22 protein-coding genes, 1 pseudogene and 1 CRISPR repeat array (1 of these 24 cut by a window edge) are annotated in these 23,483 nt (G+C 35.9%); of the genes and pseudogenes, 6 read left to right on the top strand and 17 right to left on the bottom strand.

The genetic code is table 11. The features are described 5' to 3' along the window. Positions 1-110: 110 nt before the first annotated feature. A pseudogene (locus JCM15457_RS12290) lies at positions 111-308 on the bottom strand (TfoX/Sxy family protein); the annotation flags it as partial. A 424-nt stretch (positions 309-732) separates the two neighbouring features. Here JCM15457_RS12290 and JCM15457_RS02345 point away from each other — a divergent pair. Next, on the top strand, positions 733-1,581 hold the full coding sequence (locus JCM15457_RS02345) for a PhzF family phenazine biosynthesis protein (protein WP_034987119.1): 849 nt from the start codon (positions 733-735) through the stop codon (positions 1,579-1,581). 369 nt (positions 1,582-1,950) lie between these two features. On the opposite strand, the gene JCM15457_RS02350 is transcribed toward JCM15457_RS02345, so the two are convergent. The 4 genes from JCM15457_RS02350 to JCM15457_RS11845 all read right to left on the bottom strand — a co-directional run bounded on the left by JCM15457_RS02350 (position 1,951) and on the right by JCM15457_RS11845 (position 8,939). After that, complete coding sequence (locus JCM15457_RS02350; protein WP_051993229.1) at positions 1,951-3,690, bottom strand: methyl-accepting chemotaxis protein; 1,740 nt, start codon at positions 3,688-3,690, stop codon at positions 1,951-1,953. A gap of 1,089 nt (positions 3,691-4,779) precedes the next feature. Then, positions 4,780-6,633: an FAD-dependent oxidoreductase gene (locus JCM15457_RS02355; protein WP_034987121.1), complete on the bottom strand. Its 1,854-nt coding sequence runs from the start codon at positions 6,631-6,633 to the stop codon at positions 4,780-4,782. Positions 6,634-7,093: 460 nt separating this feature from the next. Next, the gene (locus tag JCM15457_RS02360) at positions 7,094-7,990 is read right to left on the bottom strand and encodes an acyl-CoA thioester hydrolase/BAAT C-terminal domain-containing protein (protein ID WP_034987122.1); all 897 of its coding nucleotides are present in this window, start codon (positions 7,988-7,990) and stop codon (positions 7,094-7,096) included. Between the two features lie 58 nt (positions 7,991-8,048). Beyond that, entirely contained in the window at positions 8,049-8,939 is an 891-nt protein-coding gene (locus JCM15457_RS11845) for an Rgg/GadR/MutR family transcriptional regulator (RefSeq protein ID WP_081778160.1), read from the bottom strand. A 93-nt stretch (positions 8,940-9,032) separates the two neighbouring features. Between JCM15457_RS11845 and JCM15457_RS02375 the strand changes: the two genes are divergently transcribed. The 3 genes from JCM15457_RS02375 to JCM15457_RS11565 all read left to right on the top strand — a co-directional run bounded on the left by JCM15457_RS02375 (position 9,033) and on the right by JCM15457_RS11565 (position 11,914). Then, the gene (locus JCM15457_RS02375) at positions 9,033-9,587 is read left to right on the top strand and encodes a flavodoxin family protein (RefSeq protein ID WP_051993230.1); all 555 of its coding nucleotides are present in this window, start codon (positions 9,033-9,035) and stop codon (positions 9,585-9,587) included. After that, the gene (locus tag JCM15457_RS11850; protein ID WP_081778162.1) at positions 9,577-10,794 is read left to right on the top strand and encodes an MFS transporter; all 1,218 of its coding nucleotides are present in this window, start codon (positions 9,577-9,579) and stop codon (positions 10,792-10,794) included. The genes JCM15457_RS02375 and JCM15457_RS11850 overlap by 11 nt, the downstream gene beginning before the upstream one ends. A 151-nt stretch (positions 10,795-10,945) precedes the next feature. Further along, entirely contained in the window at positions 10,946-11,914 is a 969-nt protein-coding gene (locus JCM15457_RS11565; protein WP_051993231.1) for a DUF1307 domain-containing protein, read from the top strand. Positions 11,915-12,290: 376 nt separating this feature from the next. Here JCM15457_RS11565 and thiD read toward each other — a convergent pair whose 3' ends face one another. The 10 genes from thiD to JCM15457_RS02430 all read right to left on the bottom strand — a co-directional run bounded on the left by thiD (position 12,291) and on the right by JCM15457_RS02430 (position 20,447). Then, positions 12,291-13,103: a bifunctional hydroxymethylpyrimidine kinase/phosphomethylpyrimidine kinase gene (gene thiD, locus JCM15457_RS02390; RefSeq protein ID WP_034987124.1), complete on the bottom strand. Its 813-nt coding sequence runs from the start codon at positions 13,101-13,103 to the stop codon at positions 12,291-12,293. A gap of 130 nt (positions 13,104-13,233) precedes the next feature. Further along, a complete protein-coding gene (locus JCM15457_RS02395) occupies positions 13,234-13,557 on the bottom strand; it encodes an AzlD domain-containing protein (protein ID WP_034987126.1) in 324 nt (107 codons plus the stop codon). Then, positions 13,558-14,295, bottom strand: a complete 738-nt coding sequence (locus tag JCM15457_RS02400; RefSeq protein ID WP_034987128.1) for an AzlC family ABC transporter permease — start codon at positions 14,293-14,295, stop codon at positions 13,558-13,560. 53 nt (positions 14,296-14,348) lie between these two features. After that, a complete protein-coding gene (locus JCM15457_RS02405) occupies positions 14,349-15,041 on the bottom strand; it encodes an alpha/beta hydrolase (RefSeq protein WP_152537257.1) in 693 nt (230 codons plus the stop codon). Next, on the bottom strand, positions 14,987-15,286 hold the full coding sequence (locus tag JCM15457_RS11855; RefSeq protein WP_081778164.1) for a hypothetical protein: 300 nt from the start codon (positions 15,284-15,286) through the stop codon (positions 14,987-14,989). Before JCM15457_RS11855 ends, JCM15457_RS02405 begins: the two co-directional genes overlap by 55 nt. A 314-nt stretch (positions 15,287-15,600) precedes the next feature. Beyond that, a complete protein-coding gene (locus JCM15457_RS02410) occupies positions 15,601-15,981 on the bottom strand; it encodes a VOC family protein (RefSeq protein ID WP_034987129.1) in 381 nt (126 codons plus the stop codon). 329 nt (positions 15,982-16,310) lie between these two features. Further along, positions 16,311-17,468, bottom strand: coding sequence for an MFS transporter (locus tag JCM15457_RS02415; RefSeq protein WP_034987130.1), 1,158 nt, complete (start codon positions 17,466-17,468; stop codon positions 16,311-16,313). A gap of 207 nt (positions 17,469-17,675) precedes the next feature. Next, positions 17,676-18,599, bottom strand: a complete 924-nt coding sequence (locus tag JCM15457_RS02420; RefSeq protein ID WP_034987132.1) for an AEC family transporter — start codon at positions 18,597-18,599, stop codon at positions 17,676-17,678. A gap of 478 nt (positions 18,600-19,077) precedes the next feature. Then, positions 19,078-19,485 (bottom strand): VOC family protein, encoded by a 408-nt coding sequence (locus JCM15457_RS02425; protein WP_201769992.1) that lies wholly within the window; start codon positions 19,483-19,485, stop codon positions 19,078-19,080. 77 nt (positions 19,486-19,562) lie between these two features. Beyond that, the gene (locus JCM15457_RS02430) at positions 19,563-20,447 is read right to left on the bottom strand and encodes a LysR family transcriptional regulator (RefSeq protein ID WP_034987134.1); all 885 of its coding nucleotides are present in this window, start codon (positions 20,445-20,447) and stop codon (positions 19,563-19,565) included. Between the two features lie 101 nt (positions 20,448-20,548). Between JCM15457_RS02430 and JCM15457_RS02435 the strand changes: the two genes are divergently transcribed. Together JCM15457_RS02435 and JCM15457_RS02440 are read left to right on the top strand one after the other, a co-directional pair. Further along, on the top strand, positions 20,549-20,938 hold the full coding sequence (locus JCM15457_RS02435) for a tautomerase family protein (protein ID WP_034987135.1): 390 nt from the start codon (positions 20,549-20,551) through the stop codon (positions 20,936-20,938). Positions 20,939-20,962: 24 nt separating this feature from the next. Continuing rightward, a complete protein-coding gene (locus JCM15457_RS02440) occupies positions 20,963-21,280 on the top strand; it encodes a carboxymuconolactone decarboxylase family protein (protein ID WP_034987137.1) in 318 nt (105 codons plus the stop codon). A gap of 205 nt (positions 21,281-21,485) precedes the next feature. Here JCM15457_RS02440 and JCM15457_RS02445 read toward each other — a convergent pair whose 3' ends face one another. Both JCM15457_RS02445 and JCM15457_RS02450 read right to left on the bottom strand, forming a co-directional pair. Next, the gene (locus JCM15457_RS02445) at positions 21,486-21,701 is read right to left on the bottom strand and encodes a DUF4649 family protein (RefSeq protein WP_034987139.1); all 216 of its coding nucleotides are present in this window, start codon (positions 21,699-21,701) and stop codon (positions 21,486-21,488) included. 379 nt (positions 21,702-22,080) lie between these two features. Continuing rightward, positions 22,081-22,686, bottom strand: coding sequence for a transglutaminase-like domain-containing protein (locus JCM15457_RS02450; protein ID WP_034987141.1), 606 nt, complete (start codon positions 22,684-22,686; stop codon positions 22,081-22,083). A gap of 174 nt (positions 22,687-22,860) precedes the next feature. After that, positions 22,861-23,483: direct repeats of the CRISPR family, unit length 30 nt; unit sequence ATTTACATTCCTCTTAAGTTAAATAAATAC (it continues 2,109 nt past the right edge of the window).

Consider the following 23,483-nt stretch of genomic DNA (forward strand, 5'->3'; position numbering starts at 1 on the left):
TTATATAGTTTTTAGTATTTAATTATAAAAATATTAATTAACATATTTTTAAAGGCTAGATGCTGAAGCCGTGTTTGTCCACTGCCACGGTAAGCAATTATATTTAAGCGTAACTTGTATTCCGCATGAGGCATGTATTCTACTGCAGCTTTGATAGGTTTTACAAGTAATCTATCATCATAGACTTCACCAACAATTTTCTTTTTGTAGTAGAGAAGATATTTACCCATCATAGCTCAGTAACTTATATCTTCTAAGTCACATAACTGGCATAGTATAAATTTTAAGTATTCTTTACTTGATGATATTATTCTCAACAATCCTTCTTTTTGAGTTTTATGAATATCTTTTATTTTAATGTATTGTTTATTTTTAATCTTCGTAATGAATTTCATTCCTAAAGCTCTGGCACAAAAATTCTCAATAATTAATGTAACATCAACTAGGATGTTCAACTTAGTGGCAATGTGTCCTTTCTACCCTTTGATATTCATAACTTTTTTCATTAAACCTACTTTATAGAATTATAACATGTGGCTTGAACAACACACTGCGAAAATTTTTAAAACGAGTCCAAAGGAAATTTGTTTTATTGCGGACTTTAGTTCTATCTCCAAAGACGTAAAAAGTCGATGACAGAATGAATTCGCTGATAGTGATTTAAATAATGATATTTATAAGGAATGTTTTCTATGTTACAATCAAGCCTTTAGCAAGAAAGGTAGATGTCTTATGAAAATATCAGTTTATGTTGCAAGCGCATTTAGCAAGTACCATAAAGGTGGCAATAAAGCAGGGATGGTATTACTTGATACCAAATTAACTACTATTCAGAAATTGTCAATAGCTAAGAAACTGGGTTATGCAGAAACAGCATTTATATTAAAATCCAAAATTGCAGATTATAAATTTGAGTATTTTACACCAAAAGAAGAAGTTGATTTATGTGGACATGCTACAATAGGTTCTTTCACTTTGCTGATGCATTTAAATAAACTTTTCAAAAATCAGTATACAATTGAAACTAACAGTGGACTTCTCTCTATTACTATAAAAGATAACGTTATACTTATGGAACAAAACAAGCCAGTATATTATGATGTTGTCCCTCTAAAAGAATTAGCCGGTTGCTTTGATGTTAGAGATATAGATAGTAAATATCCAATTCGGATAGCCTCGACAGGGTTAAAGGATATTTTAATACCTATAAGAAGTGAAGAACAACTGAACACACTACAACCTAATTTCGCAAGGATTAAAGAAGTCAGTAAATATTATGGTGTTGTTGGAATGCATTTGTATGCCTTTAATAACAATAGAATTATATGTAGAAACTTTGCTCCACTGTACGACATCAATGAAGAATCAGCAACTGGTACTTCGAATTGCGCCCTAGCTTGCTATCTTTATGAATGTGGTTATTTACAAAAAAAAACATATGTGTTTGAACAAGGATACGCGTTACACTCACCTTCTGAAATATTAGTTAATTTGTCAACTAATGCTGGTGATGAAATAGAAAAAGTTTATGTTGGTGGCAAGGGATATTACTGTGAAACTAAATGTCTGAACATTGAATGATTAATTATGTTCCAGATTACAAATATTGAATATAAATGAAGAATCTCATTTTTTTGCTTTGTTTTTGATTAGTGTATTCATAATATCTTTCAGCTTTTGATAGCAAACTCTTTGCGTGATCACCATTTATAAAATTCTGGTAAACAAAAGAGAGTGTGACATAAGTCGGGAAAATTTGAGTAATTCGAAGTTAGACGGAGAATTTTGACTTATGGAACACGTTTATACAGAATAAAAAAAGGAGCTGTGCCAAAATTTAACTTTTGGCACAGCTTCTTTTTTATTTGGTAGTGTTAACCTACCATAACTACTAAATATGTGTCTCCAGCTTCGGAAGTTTTCCTTTAGATACTACTTTGATGTTCAACGTTATTCTAATTTATCGTATTTGAATTTATCAATAAGTCCCGTTAATTCGATTGCAATCATTGACAAATTTTCGGATACTGAAACGAAATCTTGCATCATCACATTTTGTTGTTTGCCAGATTGACTAATTTTATCTGTGTTAGCAGCGATATTACTTGCAAATTGTGTGACATGTGTGACCTCATCCACCATACTTGTCATTTTATTTTGAATTTGCAAGATTTCTTTCAGTAATTTATTAAGGTCTTGAGAAGTTTCATTGGACTTGGAAGAGATCAGCGTGAATGAGGAGCTGGTTCTTTCAATCAATGATAAGCCATCCTTGACGATTATTTCTCCCTGAACAATTTTTTTGACAGAATCGTCTGATTCCTTCTGTATGTCAGCAATAACATCGGCAACTTCACGTGTAGCTATACCTGTTTGATCAGCCAATTTTCGAATTTCCTCGGAAACGATAGCAAATCCACGTCCGTGATCTTGTGCACGTTCCGCTTCAATTGATGCGTTCAGGGCTAAAAGATTAGTCTGTTTGGCAATTCCGTTGATGAGAGTCATTACTTTATCAATTTCTTTAGATTTTCCATTAAGACTCACGATAATTTGCTTTATTTCAATGTTATTTTGGCTTATTTTATTCATTTGCTCGGTCATATTTTTCACAACCACATTTCCGTCTTGTGAAAGTGAATTCGTTTTGTCAGCTTTATGCGCGGCAGCATTAATATGACTACTAATTTTCTCAACTCGGTCAGCCATCATTTTAAGTTCGTTATTTGCTTGCTTTGTCAAACAAGACTGTTGTTCAATGCTTTGGTTTGCTTCATCTATCTGGTTGTTAACTTGTTCGGTTGCTAATTTTGCTTTCTTAGATCCGGTAAGCAATTCCTGTGAATTTGCCGAAATTTGCCTACTGGTTTGAGCGACATTGCGAATCAATACCTGCAGTTGAGAAACCATTATATTAAAATCATGGGCTAATTGGCCTAATTCATCAGTTGATTTCACTTTTAATGAATTCAAAGAAAGTTCACCCTTGGAAACTCTTTTAACATGAATACCAATTTTTTTGATTGGTCTTGTTAGTCGCTGTACGAAAACAGCTGTAATAATAGCAGCGAGGATCGGCAGTAAAATACTTAGAAGAATAACAAATTTATTCATTTCCCAAGTTCTAGAACTAACGATTTTCCCGTCAAAGTCAATTGCATTAATTGCAATTATTTTTTCATGTCCAGATGTTTTTCCATGCATACTAGGCATTGAAGTGCTTTGTTGTTTCTCATAAATTGGTGCGTATCCTGTAATTACTTTTCTGCCCCTAAGATTATAAATTCTTGTATAGTATGTTTTACCGCTCTTTATCTTTTTGAGTGCTGCCGTCGGGAGATTAAAGTTATCGCCTCTTTTAAATCCCAAAGCACGAGCGTGTCGATCTGCAGCCAAAAGTTTGCCCTGTGTATCTAAAATATATGCTTCAGAAAATATTTTTTTATGTTCTACGATCCAATCAATTTGATGTTCAAGTTTTTGGCTATTTTTTAAATTTCCTTGCTTGATTTGTAATAAGTACGTTGGTGTTTCAATTCCAGTCGTAATACTGGCGCATCCTGTTAGTTCTATTCCAGCAGATTTTAAGGTTTCTTTGTAGCTAAAAAAGTAATTTGTGGCTCCAAGTATCGCTGTACTGAAAAAAACGATAGCTGATACGATTAGAGTAATTTTTTTTGTAATACTCACTATTTTTTCCTTCCCTTATATGGAGTTAGCAAAGCAGCTATTCTATCAATCGGTTTAAAATGAAATTTATTTAAGATTTTGATTAAAAATAATCTTTGGATTTCAGAATAAAGCCTTACTTGTGGGTTTTATAGTAGATTGGGCTGGAAATATTGCTTCATTTAGAAGTTTATCACCTTAGTGAGGTTTTCAATTGTAAGTATTAAATTTTTACTTGCGTCTAGTAACCTAAGAAATTACTTATTTAATGTACCGACACCTACTAACATTTACTCTTGTAAATATTTACCAGTTGGAGTTACTTCCAGCACAAGCGTTAATTTCATTGTATGTTGAATCTTAAAACCAAGTATACTTTCATAGGCAATTATTTGTTAGCTGGATGGGTTCTTCTGCTGGCTAACTTTGAAATTTAAATATTACTTGAAATAAATATTATAATGCACATGACAGTTCGGGTTAAAAGCACTCTGACAATGTGGGCAACAACCACGTGAATACTCTTGAAAGTTCATTTTGTGCTGGCAATTACCACATATAACAGGTAAAGTATTTTTAGCACAAGGTACAAAATAATGGTCTTTTAACGCATTATGGCACTTATAACAAGCAAAATATTGCTGACAGCGATCACACTTTAGACCAACGATGTCATTTGTTTGATGGTAATGGCGACAACGGCCAACTTTGTCTATATTGATTCCATGAATAGTGGTCATCGATTATGCTCCTTATTGTTCTATAAACTAATTTTTTCACATATCGTGTAACGTTCAATTGAATAAACAATACCGACAAAAGAGTTTTAAGCGGAGCGCCTGCAATAATTCAGAAAACAACTCCTTGTTGCTGAGCTACCCTGTTTCGGTAACTGGTTTTAGGGTAATAATGCTAGCACTACGACATTAAAACGTAAACCTTTGTCAAAAAATTTTCAAGCAAGAACTGTACCAAGTTCTTAATATAAAAATACCACTTCCTAAAAGCTTGATTTTTAGGAAGTGGTTGAAAAGCAAGAACTCTTTATTTTTTTAATTAAGGTATTCAACAATTACGATTTGTCCTAACTTCTGGTAAGTAGATAATGAATCATGAGTTCGTCGTGAAAGTTGCTTCAATATATTTTTTGGCATTCATCGCAGCATGACGACCCGAATTGACATTGTGAGAGCACGCAGAGCCGCCTAAAGTGATTGTATATACATTCCTGTATTGCATTGTGCTATCCATTCCGGCGATATAAAGACCATTAATTCTTTCGAACTTGTCGTTAATTACCTCAAAATTCTGGTTTGAACCCACCCCGCCAATACCGATTAAGTTTGATGGATCAAGACGTGCGATGTAAAATGGGCCCTCTTCAATTGGAACGAGCATCGCAGCATCCTTTGCAAATTCCTCATCTCTTTTATTATGGGCGAATTTGTTGTATTTATACATCGTTTCCGCAAAAGTTTCTTCGGGTAAATTAACTGCTTTAGCAAGGGCTTCAATTGTATCAGCTTTGAATAATGAATTTCCTTCGTTCACTTCAACACCTTCTGCAAGAATCTCTTTAGCATTTGGTACATTTTTGGTAAGTTCATCATAGATTCTTTGATTGAAGATTTGGTATGTTACCTTTGTTGCTCCAATAGCCATTCGTTGATAAAGAAGATTGTATTTTTTTACATTCTCGTTTACGAAACGTTTGCCATTTTGATTTACCCACACAACGGGCCCTCCTGAAGGCAAGGACATAAAACCATTAATTGGATCAAGGTAGAGATGGACACCCTCATGCGGCAGAGCCTGGATGTAATTCATCATAAATTCTGGAGATTCTCTCAACATATCCTTTGCACCCAATGACATGGCTATTTGATAGCCGTCACCGGTGTTACTAGGCATTGAGCAGTAGTGCAGGTTCTTAGTTGACCATCCTTGTTTTTCAATCAAAGCGGCATTGTGACCCACCCCGCCGGTAGCTAGCAGAGTCGCTTTAGCATTGATCTTAAGCATGCCTTCAGGTGTTTGGGCATATACCCCCTTAACCTTATTATCCTCAAAAATAATACTTTTGGCAGAAGTTTCAAGTAAAAACTTGACTCCCAATTTATCTGCACGTTTTTTCATGAACGGAACGTACCCTTTGGAAGCAAACCCTCCTTTAAACCAATGAAAGGTTGGAAACATACAGGTTCCGTGATAATCGTCAACTTTAGTAAGTTGAACTCCTTGTTTGACTAACCAGTCGATGTTTTCAGCAGAATTGTTAACTAGGTCTACCCAAAAAGAACCATCGACACGATATTGCCCCATTTCAGCTTCTTTAGCAATTATTTTCTCTTTTTCAGCATGGATGCCGACTTCTTTTTGCATCTTGGTGTTAATGCCAAAGATTCCTTCAACGCCACCACCATTACCTGCGACAAAACCATTTTTTTCAATAACAAGAGAATCTATTCCTTCAGAGCCTGCCTGGACAGCAGCAGCCAATCCTGAAATACCAGCACCAACGATTAAAAAGTCAACATCAATTTCTTTGAAAACCTCTTCTGGAATTTGCCGCCAGAAATCGTATTCCTTCATGCGAAAACTGACATCTGATTTCAAATTATTACTTTTTTCTTGTTCTTTAGAGATATGGTCAACCGGTTTAGTTTGACGATGGAAATTTTTCGCGCTTCCACCAGCCTGCGTAATAACCTGTTCAATTGCATTCAATAAGCCTCGGCGGGAATGAGAAGCTCCTGAGATAGCATCAACTTCCAGGCTTTGTTCGTCAATAATTTGTTTTGGTAAACGCGTAAAAACAGCTTCTTCCAAACCACCAGGAGTCATCTCCTTCTTAGGAGTGATTCTTACGATCTTGTTATCTTTGATTTCGACTTCAAGAGGAAGTGTTTCTCCTTCGTATTCTTTTGCGATTATATGATATATTCCTGATTGTAATTTTGACATGTTAAAGCACCTCCTGTGAATGAGAAGTTTTAGCTTGTGAGAATTAAGACGACGTCAAAAATATGGTTACGCTTTCAGTATGAAGTTTAACATTTCTAGTAAGCTTTCACAACAATTTTGTGATTTTGATCACAAAATTCCGTTATTCAATTCCGCTCTTTAGCTACACCTCTATAGGCTCAAGTTTCTTTTAGTTGTTTCCCAAATTAAGCCGTCGATCCTGTATTGGTGTTTTGCTAGACAAGATAAGAAATTGAACTTAAGGCTGATCACTTTTTCCGGCAATTTAAGTTTCTTTTAATTAATCGGAAATGAAGGTTGGCGCCTCTTCATCACAGCAGCTTAGATCACGACCAAGCTGTTTTGGGTAAGCATAAGACATGATGTTAAACAATTTGACAACTCAGAAATATCGGCAAGTGGTTTTTTAAATATGAATGATATTAATAACAATTCAGCGTTAATGACTGTAAGCTGGGCCCCAAGATGTTAACCACTCCATACTTTTTTCGAAGGCATCTGATCTACTTTGATTACACTGTACAGGATGTTTTCTTTCAACTTTGTAAATACGTAATTTTGATAGAGTATGTGGATTTGCAATTGGAATAAGTACGTGGCTGGCGTGAGGATAGTTTACATGTTTAACTGGATAAGCGAATTTTTTGGTTTGCAACCGTTTTTTTATTTGCTCGCAACTGTACTGGCTTGGCCAAGTAGCATCTTCGCTCGCACTAAATAATAGGATGGGGCCTTTAATATTTTCAACTTTAATTACAGCGTCATCAGTAGTTGATTTTAGAGCCTTTTTATATATAAAACATGTATTAAGCTGCTGTTGTGTAATAAAACGCCATAATATGCCACCTATTTGTTTTTTACCACGCACAAATGGAAGTGGATTCCCGCGCCACGTAAAACTTGAAACATTAAACAAATCCTTTTTGCCCTTATCGTTGATTCCAAGTCCAGCATAGACGCAATGAGAAGGCGAAAGTGCGATTACGCAAGTTATATCTGGTATCAGTGAGGCGGCTAGTAAAGCTAATTCAGCACCCTTTGATATCCCATATATTGCTATTTTTTCAAAACCTTTGTTTTGCAACCATTTGACCGCAGATTCAATATATTCAACTGGCACCCGAACTAGCTTTTGCGGAAGCCCTGGACGATTCCAGAAGCAAACGCCCAAAGCCGGTATTCCTCTATCGCTTAGTAAAGCCCCGATATTTTTAGGAACAGCAACTGTCCCATCACTGCCGCCTAAAACAATAACTGCTTTTTTCTCGATGGAACTGTCTACAGGAAAATAAAAGCCGGAAAATCCGTGTTGTTTTACATTTAGTTCAATAGACATAGTTCTTCCCCCCTCTGAGATGCTCAGTAGTCAACAGTATATCCTTTTGCCTTGAATATCAATTTTTTCTCTTTACGCAACTATTGTTATACATCTTAAAGAACTTTTCCCAACGGTGGCTATATAGTTTAGCTAGCTGCTTGGAGTCCAGAACATTAAATACATTGATTGCTTCTTTAACTCTTGTTTTTGCAAGTTCATGCTTGCCTTGCAGATAAAATAGCAATCCCTCAATAAAGTGTAATTCAGTTTTTTCATAAAGATATTGTTCATTGTGAATAGCACTTTTTGCCTGGGCTATTAAACGGATTAATTCTGAAACATTGTTTGTATAAGCCATAATTAAAGCTGTATTCAAAATGACATATAAGAAATCAGCCTGATGATTCCAATTCACATCAATAGTTTCTGAGCCGTTTTTAACCATTTGTTGTGTAAGGTAAAAAGACTGCATCGGTGTAAAAAGGCTAATAATACTCATATATAATCTAACTTCATAATGCGTCCAAGTTTCCCTGTTAAAAAGATAATTGAACAGAAAAGTTTTCTCCTTTTCTTCAACTACTGCTAATTGATGCTTTTCCATACTCACTTTTTCCTTAAGAAAATTAACATAGTAAAACTCTTCGTCACTCGTTTGCCATTTTTGATAGTAATAATTGCTAAGGCTTGCTGAGTAGTCGACGGTTTGAGAATCAACATAATCTTTCGTATCTTCATAGTGAAAAGGCTGGTAGCGGCCATGTCTTTGATTGTCTAAGTAAACAAATTCTTCGACTGAAACGTTGATATTCAGAAGGAGCCGATAAAGTTTGTCAAAAACAATGTTGCTTTGTTCTCTTTCAAAGCGTGATAAAAAAGACTTTGAAACTACATTCTTCGCCGCATTCGAAAGGCTGATTCCCTTTGCTTCTCTTAAATTTTTAAAAGTTTGACCATATGTTGTCATAATACCTCCATGAACTATATGCAACGTTTTAAAAAAATTATATCAGTAATGGTATTCTTACGCTACTTGATGAAATTTGGAGGTATCACAATTATGGGTATTTTGGCTATCAACGGAAGCAGTCGAGAAAACAGTAATTCAGATGTTATGCTGACATGTTTACTTAAAGGGATTGAGCATAACGAAATAAAGCTCAAGCATTATGCTATACAACCTATCTGGGACCAACGGCATTCCCAAAAAATATGGAGAGCAGCCGATGATGACTATGATCAGCTGCTTACTAAATTAATTGCAAGCAAAACCATTATTTTTGCTACACCTATTTACTGGTATGGAGTTTCAGGCTTACTGAAGAATTTTATTGATCGTTGGTCAGAAAGCTTGGCAACTGTTCCTAATTTTAGAGAAATCATTAAAAATAAGCGAATATATGTCTTGATCGTTGGTGGGGATGCTCCTCATATTAAAGGTCTGCCAATAATCGAACAATTCAACTATATTTGCGAATTTTTGAACTGGCAGTTTGTGGATTATGTAATTGGCAAGGGAAATATGCCTTCGGATGTATTAAAAGATAAGTTTGCGATGCAAAAACTGCAGCAACTGAATACACAGTTAAATGGGGGAATAAATAATGAGCAATAGTTCAAAATTATTACACCAAAAGGCATTCAGAAATTTCCTTAGCGCTGACGTTATTTCCGGATTGGGGGTTGGGATGACAACGGTTGGTGCTAATTGGTACATGCTGTCGCAAACGCATTCTAACCGGTTGGTAGGATTTTATCTAACTATCAATGTTCTTGCTGGTTTCATCATGTCACCAATTGCGGGTATAATTACAGACAAGTTTTCACGAAAAGTTGTAATTCTGTGGACCTTTGTCGTAAGGGCCATAGCAATAGCAGCAATAGCTGTTTATTTTTATATTGCTGGGTTTGATGTCTGGGCAATGTATCTATTAGCTATAGTCACTGGAGCCGGTTGGATTACATACATGTCAGCCTCCAGAAGCTATGTCCAAGCTGTTCTACCTCAAAATTTATTTGGCAGTGCCAACGCTTTTATAGAGGTTTCCTTACAAGTTGGTATGTTTTTTGCAGGTGCTATTTCCGGAATCATTCTGAATTATACGGGCTTTCTTGTAATTTTAATCATTAATGTTTTGGTATTCATCATTGCGAGTTGTCTGGTTGTGACTATTCAGAGCGATACAATTTCTAAAAAAAATAAAGAACAAACAGAAAAAAAGAGACATTCAGGCATTAGATATCTTGTGCAGCAAAAGTCAATTCTTAATATAGGTTTCCTCTCCATCTTGCCATTGATCGTTACCCAGTTATTTAATGTTTCTTCACCGGATTATGTTTCGACGGTTCTTAAAGCTAATAGTGTAGTTTACGGAATAGCCGATATGAGTTATGGCATTGGTGGCCTTGTGGCAGGAATCTTAACTGGTTTCCTTTTAAATCATTTTCACAGCAAAAAATTGATTATCTTATTTTTTAGTTCAGCCAGCCTAGGCCTAATTTTGCTTTACCTAGGGCGCCTTATCCCACTCATGTATCTGTGCACTTTTGTTTTAGGCTTATCTAACTCCTCATTAAGAGTGATTATTAACACGGTTTTGATGAGCAAAGTTAAGCAGTCCTTTATGGGCAGAGTGACATCCTTATGGAATGGCCTTGCACAGCTAATTGAGGTCTTTGCTTCAACCCTGATAGGAACTCTAAATGATCAGTTAGGAGCTAACTTTGGATTCTTAATCATGTTTTTAATTATGTTTGGTGGAGTATGTTGGAGTTTTGCAGCCATCAGGAGTAATCAAAATAAAAAAAACAGAGCTGCTTAATTGCTGCTTCTGCTAAATTTCTAGTAGCGTAGGTTACCTCTGCCTTACCACTAGTGCTATTATCTTTCCAAAGCCCCTCTTACCAAGTAGAATAAACATATAAAGATGTGTTATTACTTAGTTTCGCAAGTCGAATAAAGGGGGGTTTACAATGAGACGCCATCGTTTTTGGGGAGTTACTCTAATGGTCCTGCTTTTCACGTTTTTATTAGCGGCCTGCAGCCTTTTGCCAGAAAAACAAGTTCACTATCAGCGTTTTAGCGGTGGAACTGATACACGATTAACATACTATGCTCGAAGAGACAAGGTTACTCGGCAAGAAACAAGGAACACGATTCTCTACTCAGCACTAGGCGTTACCGATAAGGAAGGTGCACAGCAAATACTAGGTCCATTATCTAAGCGTCTTCAAGGTGTTGACGGACTGACTGAAAAAATATCATATAAAGAAACCTATGCTCAGGAAAAAATAGTAATAGATTATAGTAAAGTCGATGTAGAAGAAATTAGAAATCTTCCAGGCATGCGTTATTCTTCCAGCGCTAAAAGCAATAATATTAGTTTGAAGAAAAGCGAGGAACTTCTAAAAAGAAACAAGTTTGTCAAAATAACGGACAATAAGTTCAAAAAGTTTACTAAGGAACAACTAACACGTAAACCTTATTCAATTAGGGATTTTAACAAAATCAAGCTCGCCTCTTCCAGCATCGATACGGAGGCTACAACTATTGCTGAATTAAGAAAACAGCTCGGCAGACCAGATCGAACACAGAAGACCCAAAGCTCTGGTGCGGAACGCGGAGCATATCTGTGGTATCTCTCTCAAAATAAAACAGCATATATATCTGTCTACACGATTGGAGAACAGATCAGGACAAAAACTCTTAGCAGATATGGAATCACCGGAAAAAATATTTCGAGTACTGCCTTTGACTCTCTTGAAAATGGAACTGATTATGACACTGTAATTACTGTGCTAGGTGAACCAACAAGAGTGACTGTAACCAGAAGTGGCACTAGTTCCTATACTACGTTGACGTATCGCAACAGAACTACAAACAAAAGCTACAGCTTTTATTTTACTAATGATAAACTTATTTCAAAAAGTGAAAGCAATTGAAACCTTTATAATTTATCTCGGCAATGTTATATGTGTTTGCTTACATCGTAATTTAATTTTCCTTGAATAAAATCGCTTCGCTTTTGGGGCGATTTTTTGTATACCTTATTAAAATAAAACCGTCTTCTAGAAACTTAGGTTTACTTTTGAAGGACAAGCAAAATAAACCTAAGCAACTAGATTGTAAACCTACTACAAATGTAGATTCTAATCGCTTAGGTTAGATTGTGGATCTTTTGTTGTACCTCAAATGCACTTAAAATAGTGATAAGAAAATGTTTATCCAATTCGAATATAACTGATGACATTTGTGCAAAAGCCCCCAAAATATTGTGAGCCCCAAGTTAAATCTTTTAGTATCGAGCTAACCTAAAACTCACTCTAAAGACTGTGCTGCCCAATGGTTGATTGGACCAAATTTGTGTCCTATCTGTAATTCATGTTTGATTGCAGTATTAACATATTTTTTGGCAATTCTGACTGCATTTTCAATATTTGTTCCCTTGGCAAGCTCGGCAGCAATACAAGCAGATAGAGAGTCACCAGTTCCGTTGATGCGTAATGTATTATAATAGGGTTCGCTCAACCAAAAATTTTTCCCATTCTCCAACAAAACGAAATCCCGTACTTCTTTTTGCTCTTTGTCTTGATGATAGCCCTTTATAACAACATTCTTGGCTCCCATCTGTTGTAATTTGGTAGCAGCAAGAACAATAGCGGCATCATCGGTCAACTCGACCTGAGAAAGTTTTTGCGCTTCGTAATAATTAGGAGTAACAACTGTTGCAAGCGGCAACAGTTTAGAACGCATTGTTGCAAAAGCACTTTCCTCAAGTAACATATTGCCATGTTTAGTCATAATAACTGGATCAACTACCAAAGGCCCGAGATCATAACGCTGATAACAAGCAGCTACAGTTTCCAATAAGGCTGAATCTGCTAGCATCCCAGTTTTACACGCACGTATTTTAAAGTCAGCTGCAACATCTTTGAATTGTTGTTTGACAAAAGCAAGTGGTAATGGTTCACTTGCATGAATACCATATGAATTACCTGAAACGCAAGCTGTTATAACAGAAAGGCCATATACTTTTCGAGAAAAAAAGGTATGGAGATCAGCCTGAACCCCTGCGCTGCCATCGCTATCTGAACCAGCAATAGTCAGAACTTGTGGAAAACTGTTTACCATGTAATCGCCCCTTTGCAGAATAGTTTTTACTAAAATTTTATTGCTATGATAAGTTCATAATAGCACAGTTAATCAGCTATTAATCAATTTATTTTTAATGTTTAATATGCAATTTGGCGGGTGATAGCAACTAGAAGAAGAAACGTAATACGCTCATCGATGTAACCCCCACTATTACTACCAAAACAAGTGAGCGCGTCCACCAGCCTAACAAAACTGCGGGGATGCTGGCTAAAAGAGCCAGCAAGTTGATTCCTGGAAGATGGTTAGGATGAACTACGAACAAGTTTTCTGCAAAGAGAGCAGTCATCATTGCTAGAGGTAAAAAACGTAAAAAGTTAAGCAGCCATTCGGGAAACTTAATGAATTTGGCAAAAACAAATGGAAATATCCGCGGAAGCCAAGTTGCAAGTGTACATAAAATGATAACAATATAAAACTTCGGTGAATTCATCTATGCCCTTACCCCTTTCTTTTTAGACAGAAAAGTAATAATAGCACTCGCTACGACTGATGAAACTAATGTTGCGACAGCGGCAGAAGTGAAGCATAACAGGATCCAAAGCAGACCAACTGTTAAAAGAACTGTTCCGGCTGTCAGTGAGTGGGCCTGATTTTTTTGCTTCCACATGGATTCTGTGGTCAGCACCCATAGGCCAGCAAACATTGCGGTTAAAGCAAAATCAAGTCCCCATTTTTCTGGATCAGTAATTATTGCTCCAAGCTTTGATGACAATATACCACTAATCCACCATGCCAGCCAAGAAGCTACATTTAAGCCATGCATCCAACTAATTGATGGTCTTTTACCAGAAACCTGTGCGAGTGTCATGACTCCAAATGATTCGTCAGTCATTAGGCTGCCCATTGCGATTCCCGAAATAAAGGGCTGTTTGGAAAAAAGTTGGGTTGCTGAAAGAGACTGTAGAAACATACGAAAATTCACTAAAAAGACCATCAGCACAATAGAGCTGATAGAAGCTCCCGACAGCAACATACTAACAACGATAAATTGAGCAGATCCAGCATACAACACTGCGGAATATAAAAAAATCTGCCAAGTTGAAAAACCTGCAGAACTTGCTATAACACCAAAAGTGGCACTAATTGTAATATAACCAAGCAAAGTCGGAATTGCCGCATGAACGCCATCCCCAAAGCTTGAGTATGTGACTTTAGTGTGAGTTCCCATCCGAGCCCCTCCCCCTTAATTGTTTGCAGTGATCAATTCTTATATTTTATAAGTTATTTTTTATGTTTGCTTGCAGAGATCTGTTTAAAAAAATTCAACATAGCAAAATTAGTTTCTCGACTTTCGCTCCATTCCCAGTGGGTGACGTTAAATACATGCCCCAAGTGTTTTCCACGTGAGCGCCGCCATAACTTTGTTTGAAAATCAAGTTTGTTTGCTGTTAATGTTCTTAAAAAAAGACGTGTTTGCCACCAAAAACTATCTTCCTCGCTTCCAATGATCATCAGTGGAGGTAACTTGATATTGCGGCATGCCTGTGAAAAACCAGCAGCATTAGCAATTGCGGTGTTTTTCCTAGTCAATAATTTAAGCTGTACCTTTGCAGCTCGACTCATAATGCCATTACCCAGCGCAAGTTTTTGAGGCTCCATAACACCACAAATAATAACTGCGGCATCAAAATCGAAGTCGAGTGCCTCTACACCGTAGAGTAACTGCAGTTTTGGACTTCTTTGAATACACAGTGTTAGTCCAGCCAAGTGCCCGCCCGCTGAATCTCCGACTAATAAAACACGCGTGAGATCAAACCCCTTTTGTGAACCAAATAATTCTAACCAATGCAGACTTGCAAAAACATCTTCTATCATTTCTTTAAGTCCCACTTGTGGAAGCAGGCGATAGCTCATTGCCATTACGGCATAGCTTGAGAAGCTAGAAAAAGGCAATAACTGTCGTTCAGATGACAATCGCCGTACATCCAGCCCCCACCGTGAATGTCAATAATTGTCGGTAGTTTTTCAGTGTTTAAGTTAACATTTTTGGGAAAGTACAAGTTAAGTTTTTGCAGTGGACTAGCTTGAGCGATATAAGGACGATCTGTTTGTACAAGCGCACCAAGCGGTTTGGGCTGTGTGAGTTCTCGTTGACGGTCTCTTTTGGCAACTCTTTGCCAATGCTGAGTAAGCTGCTCTACGAAACGTTCATCTGTCATGCAAACATCTCCCCTCATGAATTAGCAGCGGAATCAAGATGTTAATATTATAACAAAATAATTGTAGAGTTTTCATTTGTTTTGCTATATTTTTTAAAGTGGAACGCTTGCCCCATCCACAAAACTTTAACAAGCTGCATAAGTTTTTTAGTCTAACTTTATATATAGCTACGGTCTTGAGTTATTTCAGTTAGCAGCTCTTGAAAGATCATTATAAGAAGATAATTTAGGTTGCAAATCACAATGAATGTTTTTTGCTGAGCTTATTTATTATATTTTAGGTTGATGTTTACTATGCACGTATCCAATAGAAATCAACGATAATTGGCAAGCTCAATCAAGTTTTTATCTGGATCCCTAAAATATATCGATTCAATAGGGCCCAAAGCTCCATTTTTTGGAACTGGTCCCTGCTCAATTGGAATATTTTTTGTTCTAAGTTCAGTTAGCACATCAGAAATGTGTGTTTTTACAATGAAACAGATATCTGCGGTTCCTGGTGTTGCAATAGCTGCTTTGGGCTCAAATTCATGTTCCACTTGATGTAAATTTATTTTCATGTCCGCAAAACGCAAAGCTTTTCTACCATTGTCAAACGTAATAATCTGCATCCCTAAAATCTGATGATAGAAACGACAGCTTCTCTCAATGTCCTGAACAGTGATTACAAAATGATCTAACCTTTTAATATCCAAAACTTGGTCTACCTCCTAAGGCATATTATATAAGATGAAAAGTTCTAACCTGCAACTATTTGTTGCGCTTTTAGTAATCTGTGAAAACATAAAAGTTTTGTGAACTGACTGTTACTTGTTATATGGAGAATAATTTGGTCAAGTAATCTGTAAGCATCTAAGCATTTGTTTCATAGTCTATGTGAATGAAAAACTGCAGAATTAAAGCCATATTTAACAGTAATTATTTGCTGCTAGGTAAATCACTACTACAGTTTTAATGTTTTATTTTTGTAAATATCTGTATAATCGATTGCCACTTTAATCTAGGAAGATTAACTCCAAACTTGTTAGTGCATTTCCTCATGAGGTCCTCGCAAGAAAAAGCCAACCACTGTTGCTAAAAAGTGCAAGACAAACATTAAAATAAAAGTCATTGCAAAGTTGGTGACAGTTATCATTGCTCCACCTACTAGTGGGCCCACCGCCCTGCCCAGTGAAGCTGCTGTTCCTCCAATCGATTGAATTGAAGCACGATTATAATCTGTGGCAAACCTGTTTAGCAAGGCTGGTGTTGTTGTTAAGGCCAGCATGTCCCCAATCGATAACAGCGTGATTCCAAGGACAAAACGCCAATATGCTTCTGCACCGACTATGCTAAGATAGGAAATTCCGAACAGTAGCACACCTAAAAGCATTCTATACTTTTCATTTGTAAAAGTGTTTTTAAAAAAACGATTAAGCACAGGTTGAAGTGCCACTATTTCAATTGTTGAGATGGTGAAGAGGATACTATATTGCTGCACTGAATTATTTTTAGACAGCATATAAACCGATATGTTGCTATTCCACTGCTCATAACCAATCCAAACAATTATTAAAATTAAACATAGCGTTATTAGATTAAATAAAGAACTGCCGGTTTTTCTATTTGTAACACGTTTCTTCACTTGCTGATTTCTATGCTCTATATGAATATTAGGAATAAAGCCCGCAATTATGAAAAGGGTTAGTAAGAAAAGCAGAAAAGCTCCTAAGAAAACAAGTTTAATGCTGAGTGAGAAAAACATTCCTGACAAGAAGGTTGAGACCCCCATACCGAGATTTGCTAACCAGTAAGCATTTGTGAAAAGATTACGATCGCCTTTTTGCTTATACGCGATGTAGCCATTAATGCTTGAATTAAGAACACCCAACCCAAAGCCATATGAAACAAGTAATAAAACGTAGAGAGGCCATATGGGGAAAAAAGTGAGTAAAAGTAAAGAAGGCAAGATAAAGAGTTCCCCGAGATAACTTGTTAATTTGGGATTCCAGCGATCAAACAACTGAGCTCCTAAGAGATTGCCAATTACCATGAGGATGGAAAAAGCCATTAAAACATAGCTTGAAGTAACAAGGCTTTTTCCAAGATCTTTGTGGATATATAAGGTTGTAATCGGCATTATCAGTCCAATACCCATATTAACGAACATACTGGCAGAAAGAAGCAAGATATTTTTTTTCATTTTATACTCCATGTCGTGGTATTTAATATACTGCAGATGATAGTATATCATATTCCGCTCTAGTAAGCGCATTCTCAAGCTGTGTTCAAAACTACCTTTTAATAGATTCAATCATTTTTTAGCTTAAAGTAAAAGACCGCCCAGAGATAATGACGGGACGGTCCATTTAATTAACTACTGTTTTGGGTTACTTATTTTGTAAAAGGTTTAAATCAGATGGAAAATGATAGGAATTGTGATTAAGCTGAGAATTGTAGAAACACCCATTAAGGTTATGGCTGGCGCGACATCATCATTATTTTGCAAGGTAAACAAAACCACGATTCCCGCAACCGGGCATGCCATCATAATGATGGTAGTATCAAGAGCAACTCCTGTAACACCCAAAAATCTGAAAATTATTAATGCTAAAACTGGAAAAAACAAATTTCTTAGAGCAACAGCTAGCCAGAGCGAAAAGTTCCGTGCTTCCTTTTGCAATTTAATATTTCCCAAGCTATTACCAATAACTATCATAGAAAGAGGCGTGTTGATCATTCCAACATAACTAACTGTTTGACTGATAACATGAGGTAAAGAAATAGATGAAACAAATAAAAGTAAGCCTGCGACTATGGCAATAATATTTGGGTTTAAAAGTGCCATTTTCAGCTTGAATAGTTTATTTTTATGCTTGTTAGCCGAATTAAATAAGGATACACCATATGTCCAATTAAAAATATTAAAACCAGCTAATGAAACAACAGCAAAAAACACACCTATTTTTCCAAAAAGTGCACTAGCTAGTGGAACTCCCATAAAACCTGCGTTCGAAAAGATACAACCATACTTGAGGATTCTTTGAAGGTTCGAATCCTTAATTTTGTGAAAAATAACAGAAGCAATTATTATTTCAAGTAAGTAAAAAAGCAGGACCCCTACCCCAGCAAGTAAAAGCTGTTGAATTCTATCGCTGGAATATGGCTGTTCAAACGCATTTATGATCAAACAAGGTGAAACGATGTTGAGTAGGATATTGGTTAAATCACTTGAGGTCTGCGAATGCATAAACCCGAGTCTGTTGATTAAAGCCCCAAGCAACATCAGCAAAAAAATGATAGCGATTTGGTTATTTAATAATGAAATATTCATTGTGGTATACTCCGTCTGATAAGAATTGATGGCCCTATAAATACCATTATAGAATTATTATACAGTCAAAAAAAGTGATTATTTGATAATAGTCACAGCTTTGCAGCACGACAAGGCTTAATTTTAAGTTTTGCTTGCACTTGTGAGGTAAAACAGACTGTATAAAAATAATATTTTTTCAAAAACACTCAAGTTTTTCTCTGCTGCTATTAGCTTAGCGGTTACTAGAGAAGAACATTCACGCTTGCAAAAAACGAACGAAGAACACTTGCACTTAAATTATGTGTTCTCACAGATAACTCATTGGCTTAATCTTATATTTCAAAGGAAACTATAGACTAACAGAGCCCCTTTGTTGCGCATGTGCTTGAGTTGTGCTTATCAAATTCAACAATTAACGAGTTACCTATATCTAATTAATGCATTACAACATCAGGGGTATTCCTTCTTATAGCTAACACTGCGGCTCCTCTATAAATTAAACGACGAGGACTAATTCCACTTTTATTCTATCTGGATCTTCAAAATAAAGTGCATAATGTTTTTTGCCACCCGCATATGGATAATTTTCCGCATATAATTCTTGATAGTTTAAGTCCTTCAATTCCGCTCTTATCTGTTCAAGCAACTTTTTGTCTGAAATTGAGAAGGCCAAATGATTGAGCCCAACATTTGTTCTGTTATAAGACAGTTGTGTTCGCCTAGGTTCAGCTTGTACGAAGACAATATAACCACCGCCATCTTTAGTGTAACTGATACCCTTGTTCCATTTTTGGTTTACGGTATACCCCAAACGATCGACTAAAAGCCATTGCCAAAATTGTATAGATGTCGAAAGGTTACTTACGTATATTTCAACATGATTGATCATCCCTGTTTTTTCCAAATTACTCCCGCCTTTTTCGTGACTCAGTTAATTGACAAGTGTCAAGCGCTCAATGCTTAGTCCAATCTCTAGCTAATTTAGTTCGCCTGAAGTGCTAGCTCTGTGATTGATTGAATAGTTTTTTCTAAATAGTTATAGTTTCTTTTCTTTTTTATTATGCCGTATGAAAGCTTAACATTCATGTCCTTGATAGCTAAAGGAACAGTTTTTCCTTTTTCTGCAGCTGCAAGAGACTGAGTTGTTATTCCAACTTGATTGCTTGTTAGAATATCTGGAATCAGCAATTGATTAGAACATATATAATGTGTTTTTAATTGGTTTAGCAGGTTTTGCTGCTGTAAAACCTGCATAAATGCTTGGTGACTTAAGCACGTCTTATCTCCATATATTAGCGGATACTTTAAAATATCGTTGAGTGCAACTTCTTTTTGCGTAAGAAGCTCATGGCCTTTTAAAACTATTATTCTAATTTCATCTTTACATATTTTTTTAAATTCTAGTTCTTGTGAAAAAGTGTCGGTTTCACCACAGAAGGCACAGTCTAATTCATCAGTGGCAACTAATTCAGCTAGTCTCCGTGTGTTTCCCATCTCAAAAGTGACATCCATTTTGGGTTTATACATTTCCATCCAATTAATTATGTTCGGTAATAATTTTTTAGCGAGCGGTTCAATTATTCCTATTCGAAGCTCACCTACCTGTTCTGTTTCGATTTCTTGTGAAACTAAACAGACGCTTTTCCAATGATCAATTAGGTCAGCAGCTGCTTTGTAGAACAACTCACCTTCCCTCGTTAAAGTTGCTTTCCATCCCCTTTTAAACAATTCAAAGCCAACAGCTTCTTCTATTTTTTTAATGTGTTTGGTAACATTCGGTTGCGAGTATCCCAGAAAATCCGCGGCGGCAGAAAAACTTTTCTTTTCTACAACTGTTTTGAAAGTTACCAGCTCATTTATATCCATTTTTCTTCATTCCTTATAATAATAATATTTTCCAAAAATATGAATTATCATTGTGTAGAACTCTATTATAAACTAAATACATAAAATGAGGAGGAATTTATATGCCATTCGTTAAAATTTTTCATGGAGATAATTTCAGTAAAGAAATTTGCACAAGGATAAATAAAATTGTCCATCTTTCCTTAGAAGAATGTTTTCACATTCCTGAGGATGATACCTTCCAACTTTTAGTTTCAACTGATTTGAAAATGAATTTTGTTGATAAAGGATATCTTTTAAAAAACACAGAAAGAGATGAAAATTTCATTTATATCGAAATCTTTTGTGGCCCAGGTCGAACAGTCGAACAAAAGAAGTCATTATATAAGATGATAGCTGAAGAAATTGAGCAAAAAACAATTGTAGGGAAACAAAATGTATTTATCTTGCTAAACGAAGTTCCAATTGAAAATTGGTCTTTTGGCGATGGTAAAGCACAAATATTGCACTGATTAACTTGAGAGAGGAAAACACAAATGTCGAATAATCCGATAACAGAAAAACTAAGTTCTGAGGTTCAAAATTTTGCCCCTGATTTATCTAGATACACGAATGACATATTGTTTAAAGAGATCTGGTTAGATGAACACTTGGATTCGAAAACCAGAAGTATTGTGACCCTTACCGTATTAGCCGTATTAGGCAATACTGAACAAATGCCATTTCATTTAAAGACAGCTTACGAGAATGGAGTTACCACGACCGAATTAAGTGCCTTATGTACACACCTAGCTTTTTATATTGGGTGGCCGCAAGCAATGGCTTTATTAAATAAAATAGTTCATACAGATTAACGTTCCAAAAGTGAGCTTTAGATTGTTTAGTCGTATTTTAAAAGTGCTACACTTGATTTGACAATTCGTCAAATCTAAAAAGAGAATTTTGACTTATGGAGCACGTTTATACGGAATAAAAAAGGGAGCTGTACCAAAATTTACCTTTTGGCACAGCTCCTTTGTTATGCAAAAGCAGTTTTTGACCAAGTTAATTAATCTGGGCTTAGGAAAGCTTCTCCAAGAAATAGTTGTACAAGTCTGCAATGGTTTGACCATTGAAGTCATGCAGCCGTTCGTTTGAAACCGTAACTTTATCTATCCTGTAATAGTCCTGCAGTTTAGGAACTTCAAGTTGCTCATCAGCTACAAAGGAAGCAGGACCTTCAAACTCAATACTTGCTTTTGCATTATTCTCAGCTGAGTACGTTATTTTTAACATGTGTCACATCTCCTTTTTTAATTCAAAAGAACTTCTTGAAAAAAAGTTGTTATTCACCATAGTTCTAGAAATGCAACAGCTCCTCCAAAATTGTGCTACTTACCAATCATAAGATGTGTCTTTTTTTATCACAAGTTAAATATAAAACTTCCGTTACTGGAAGTCAAGTTCGACCTTTGAGTGCTGTTAGTGGTATATGGCATTTAGCCATAATTACTATACTAATCTTCTACCTAGTTCTATCTCGTTACATAATACTATTGCTTTAAAAATCATATTAGTATTATTGCCCTGCCCTCGTTTCCTGGGTAAGGATCCCCTTATGTATCGGAGTGTTTATAAAAAGTTTATGCAAAATTATACATTAGAAGTTGTCCAGCTATATTTTTTCTGGGAGGTCATGTGAATACATTTGAATCACATCCGTTGACTCTTGCAAAGTTTTCATTGTTTCACGATTTGGTTTTGCATAGATAGTCGGATAGTTTATTTCACCTACTGTTGGATCAACACTAAAAGCCAGCTTTTCTTTTGGTGGGCAAAACTCAGCATTAACTGTTGCCTTATTTCCCCTGCTATCTATTCGTATCCACCGATCATAGCGACTAACATAAACAGCATTTAGCGCGTGAATACAGTATTGTGGTTGTTTTCTCTTATCAAATAATATAAGACGCTGATAGCAAAAACCTGTCGGAACTTTACCATTTCGTAAAAGCGCGGCGAGTAGATTTGACTTAGCATAGCAAATTCCATGACCGGCTTTGAGAACTTCTATAGCAGTTCGCGTTACCTCGCTTGCCTGTATATCGTGCGAGTGTGCGATGTGGTCGCGTACGAATCTAAAAGCTTTATCAATGATGTTGATTTCATCAGTTGCATTAGCAAATAACTTATCGGAAAGATTCTGAATTTCAACAGAGTTAATTTCTAATTCAGGTAGATCCTGCAGGTACTTGTTCAGATCGTTATATTCTAGATACATGTCTCTTTTCCTCCTTATCAACGCTGTTGACCAGCCCGATTTTACCTCAATCTAACTTTGGAGATTACATTTTTAAATGAATAACTCATTTTGGGTAAAATTTAAGTTCTTTGGAAGGCAGAAATAAAATGTAAGAAAGTGGATGCGGAGATTTTTGGTACATTTGACAACAATATTTACATTCCTCTTAAGTTAAATAAATACTTCTGACTCATTAAATCTAACTTTGTCCTCTTGATAATTTACATTCCTCTTAAGTTAAATAAATACTTCCTCAGTTGTGAAGAGAGCATTGTAGTTAGACTGATTTACATTCCTCTTAAATTAAATAAATACGATGATGGCGTGTCTCAACAAGTTCAAATAAACAGATTTACATTCCTCTTAAGTTAAATAAATACGTTCTGGTTCTTTGAAACCTTTCTGCCTAAGTCGTATTTACATTCCTCTTAAGTTAAATAAATACTGAAGCTTTGGACTTCTTAGGCAAAAAGTATAAGTCATTTACATTCCTCTTAAGTTAAATAAATACCCCTTTGCCGAGAATGTCCTGGAAGTTAATTATCCTATTTACATTCCTCTTAAGTTAAATAAATACTAGGAATGCTAACAAGCTCGATCACATCTTATTTTGCATTTACATTCCTCTTAAGTTAAATAAATACCTCAAGGAATTGATTTGTATTCAATTAGCAAGCGCTTATTTACATTCCTCTTAAGTTAAATAAATACGCATCAACGAACTGATGAGCAATATGCTAATGACTATTTACATTCCTCTTAAGTTAAATAAATAC

It is taken from the genome of Liquorilactobacillus sucicola DSM 21376 = JCM 15457 (assembly GCF_000612445.1).
Taxonomy (GTDB): domain Bacteria; phylum Bacillota; class Bacilli; order Lactobacillales; family Lactobacillaceae; genus Liquorilactobacillus; species Liquorilactobacillus sucicola.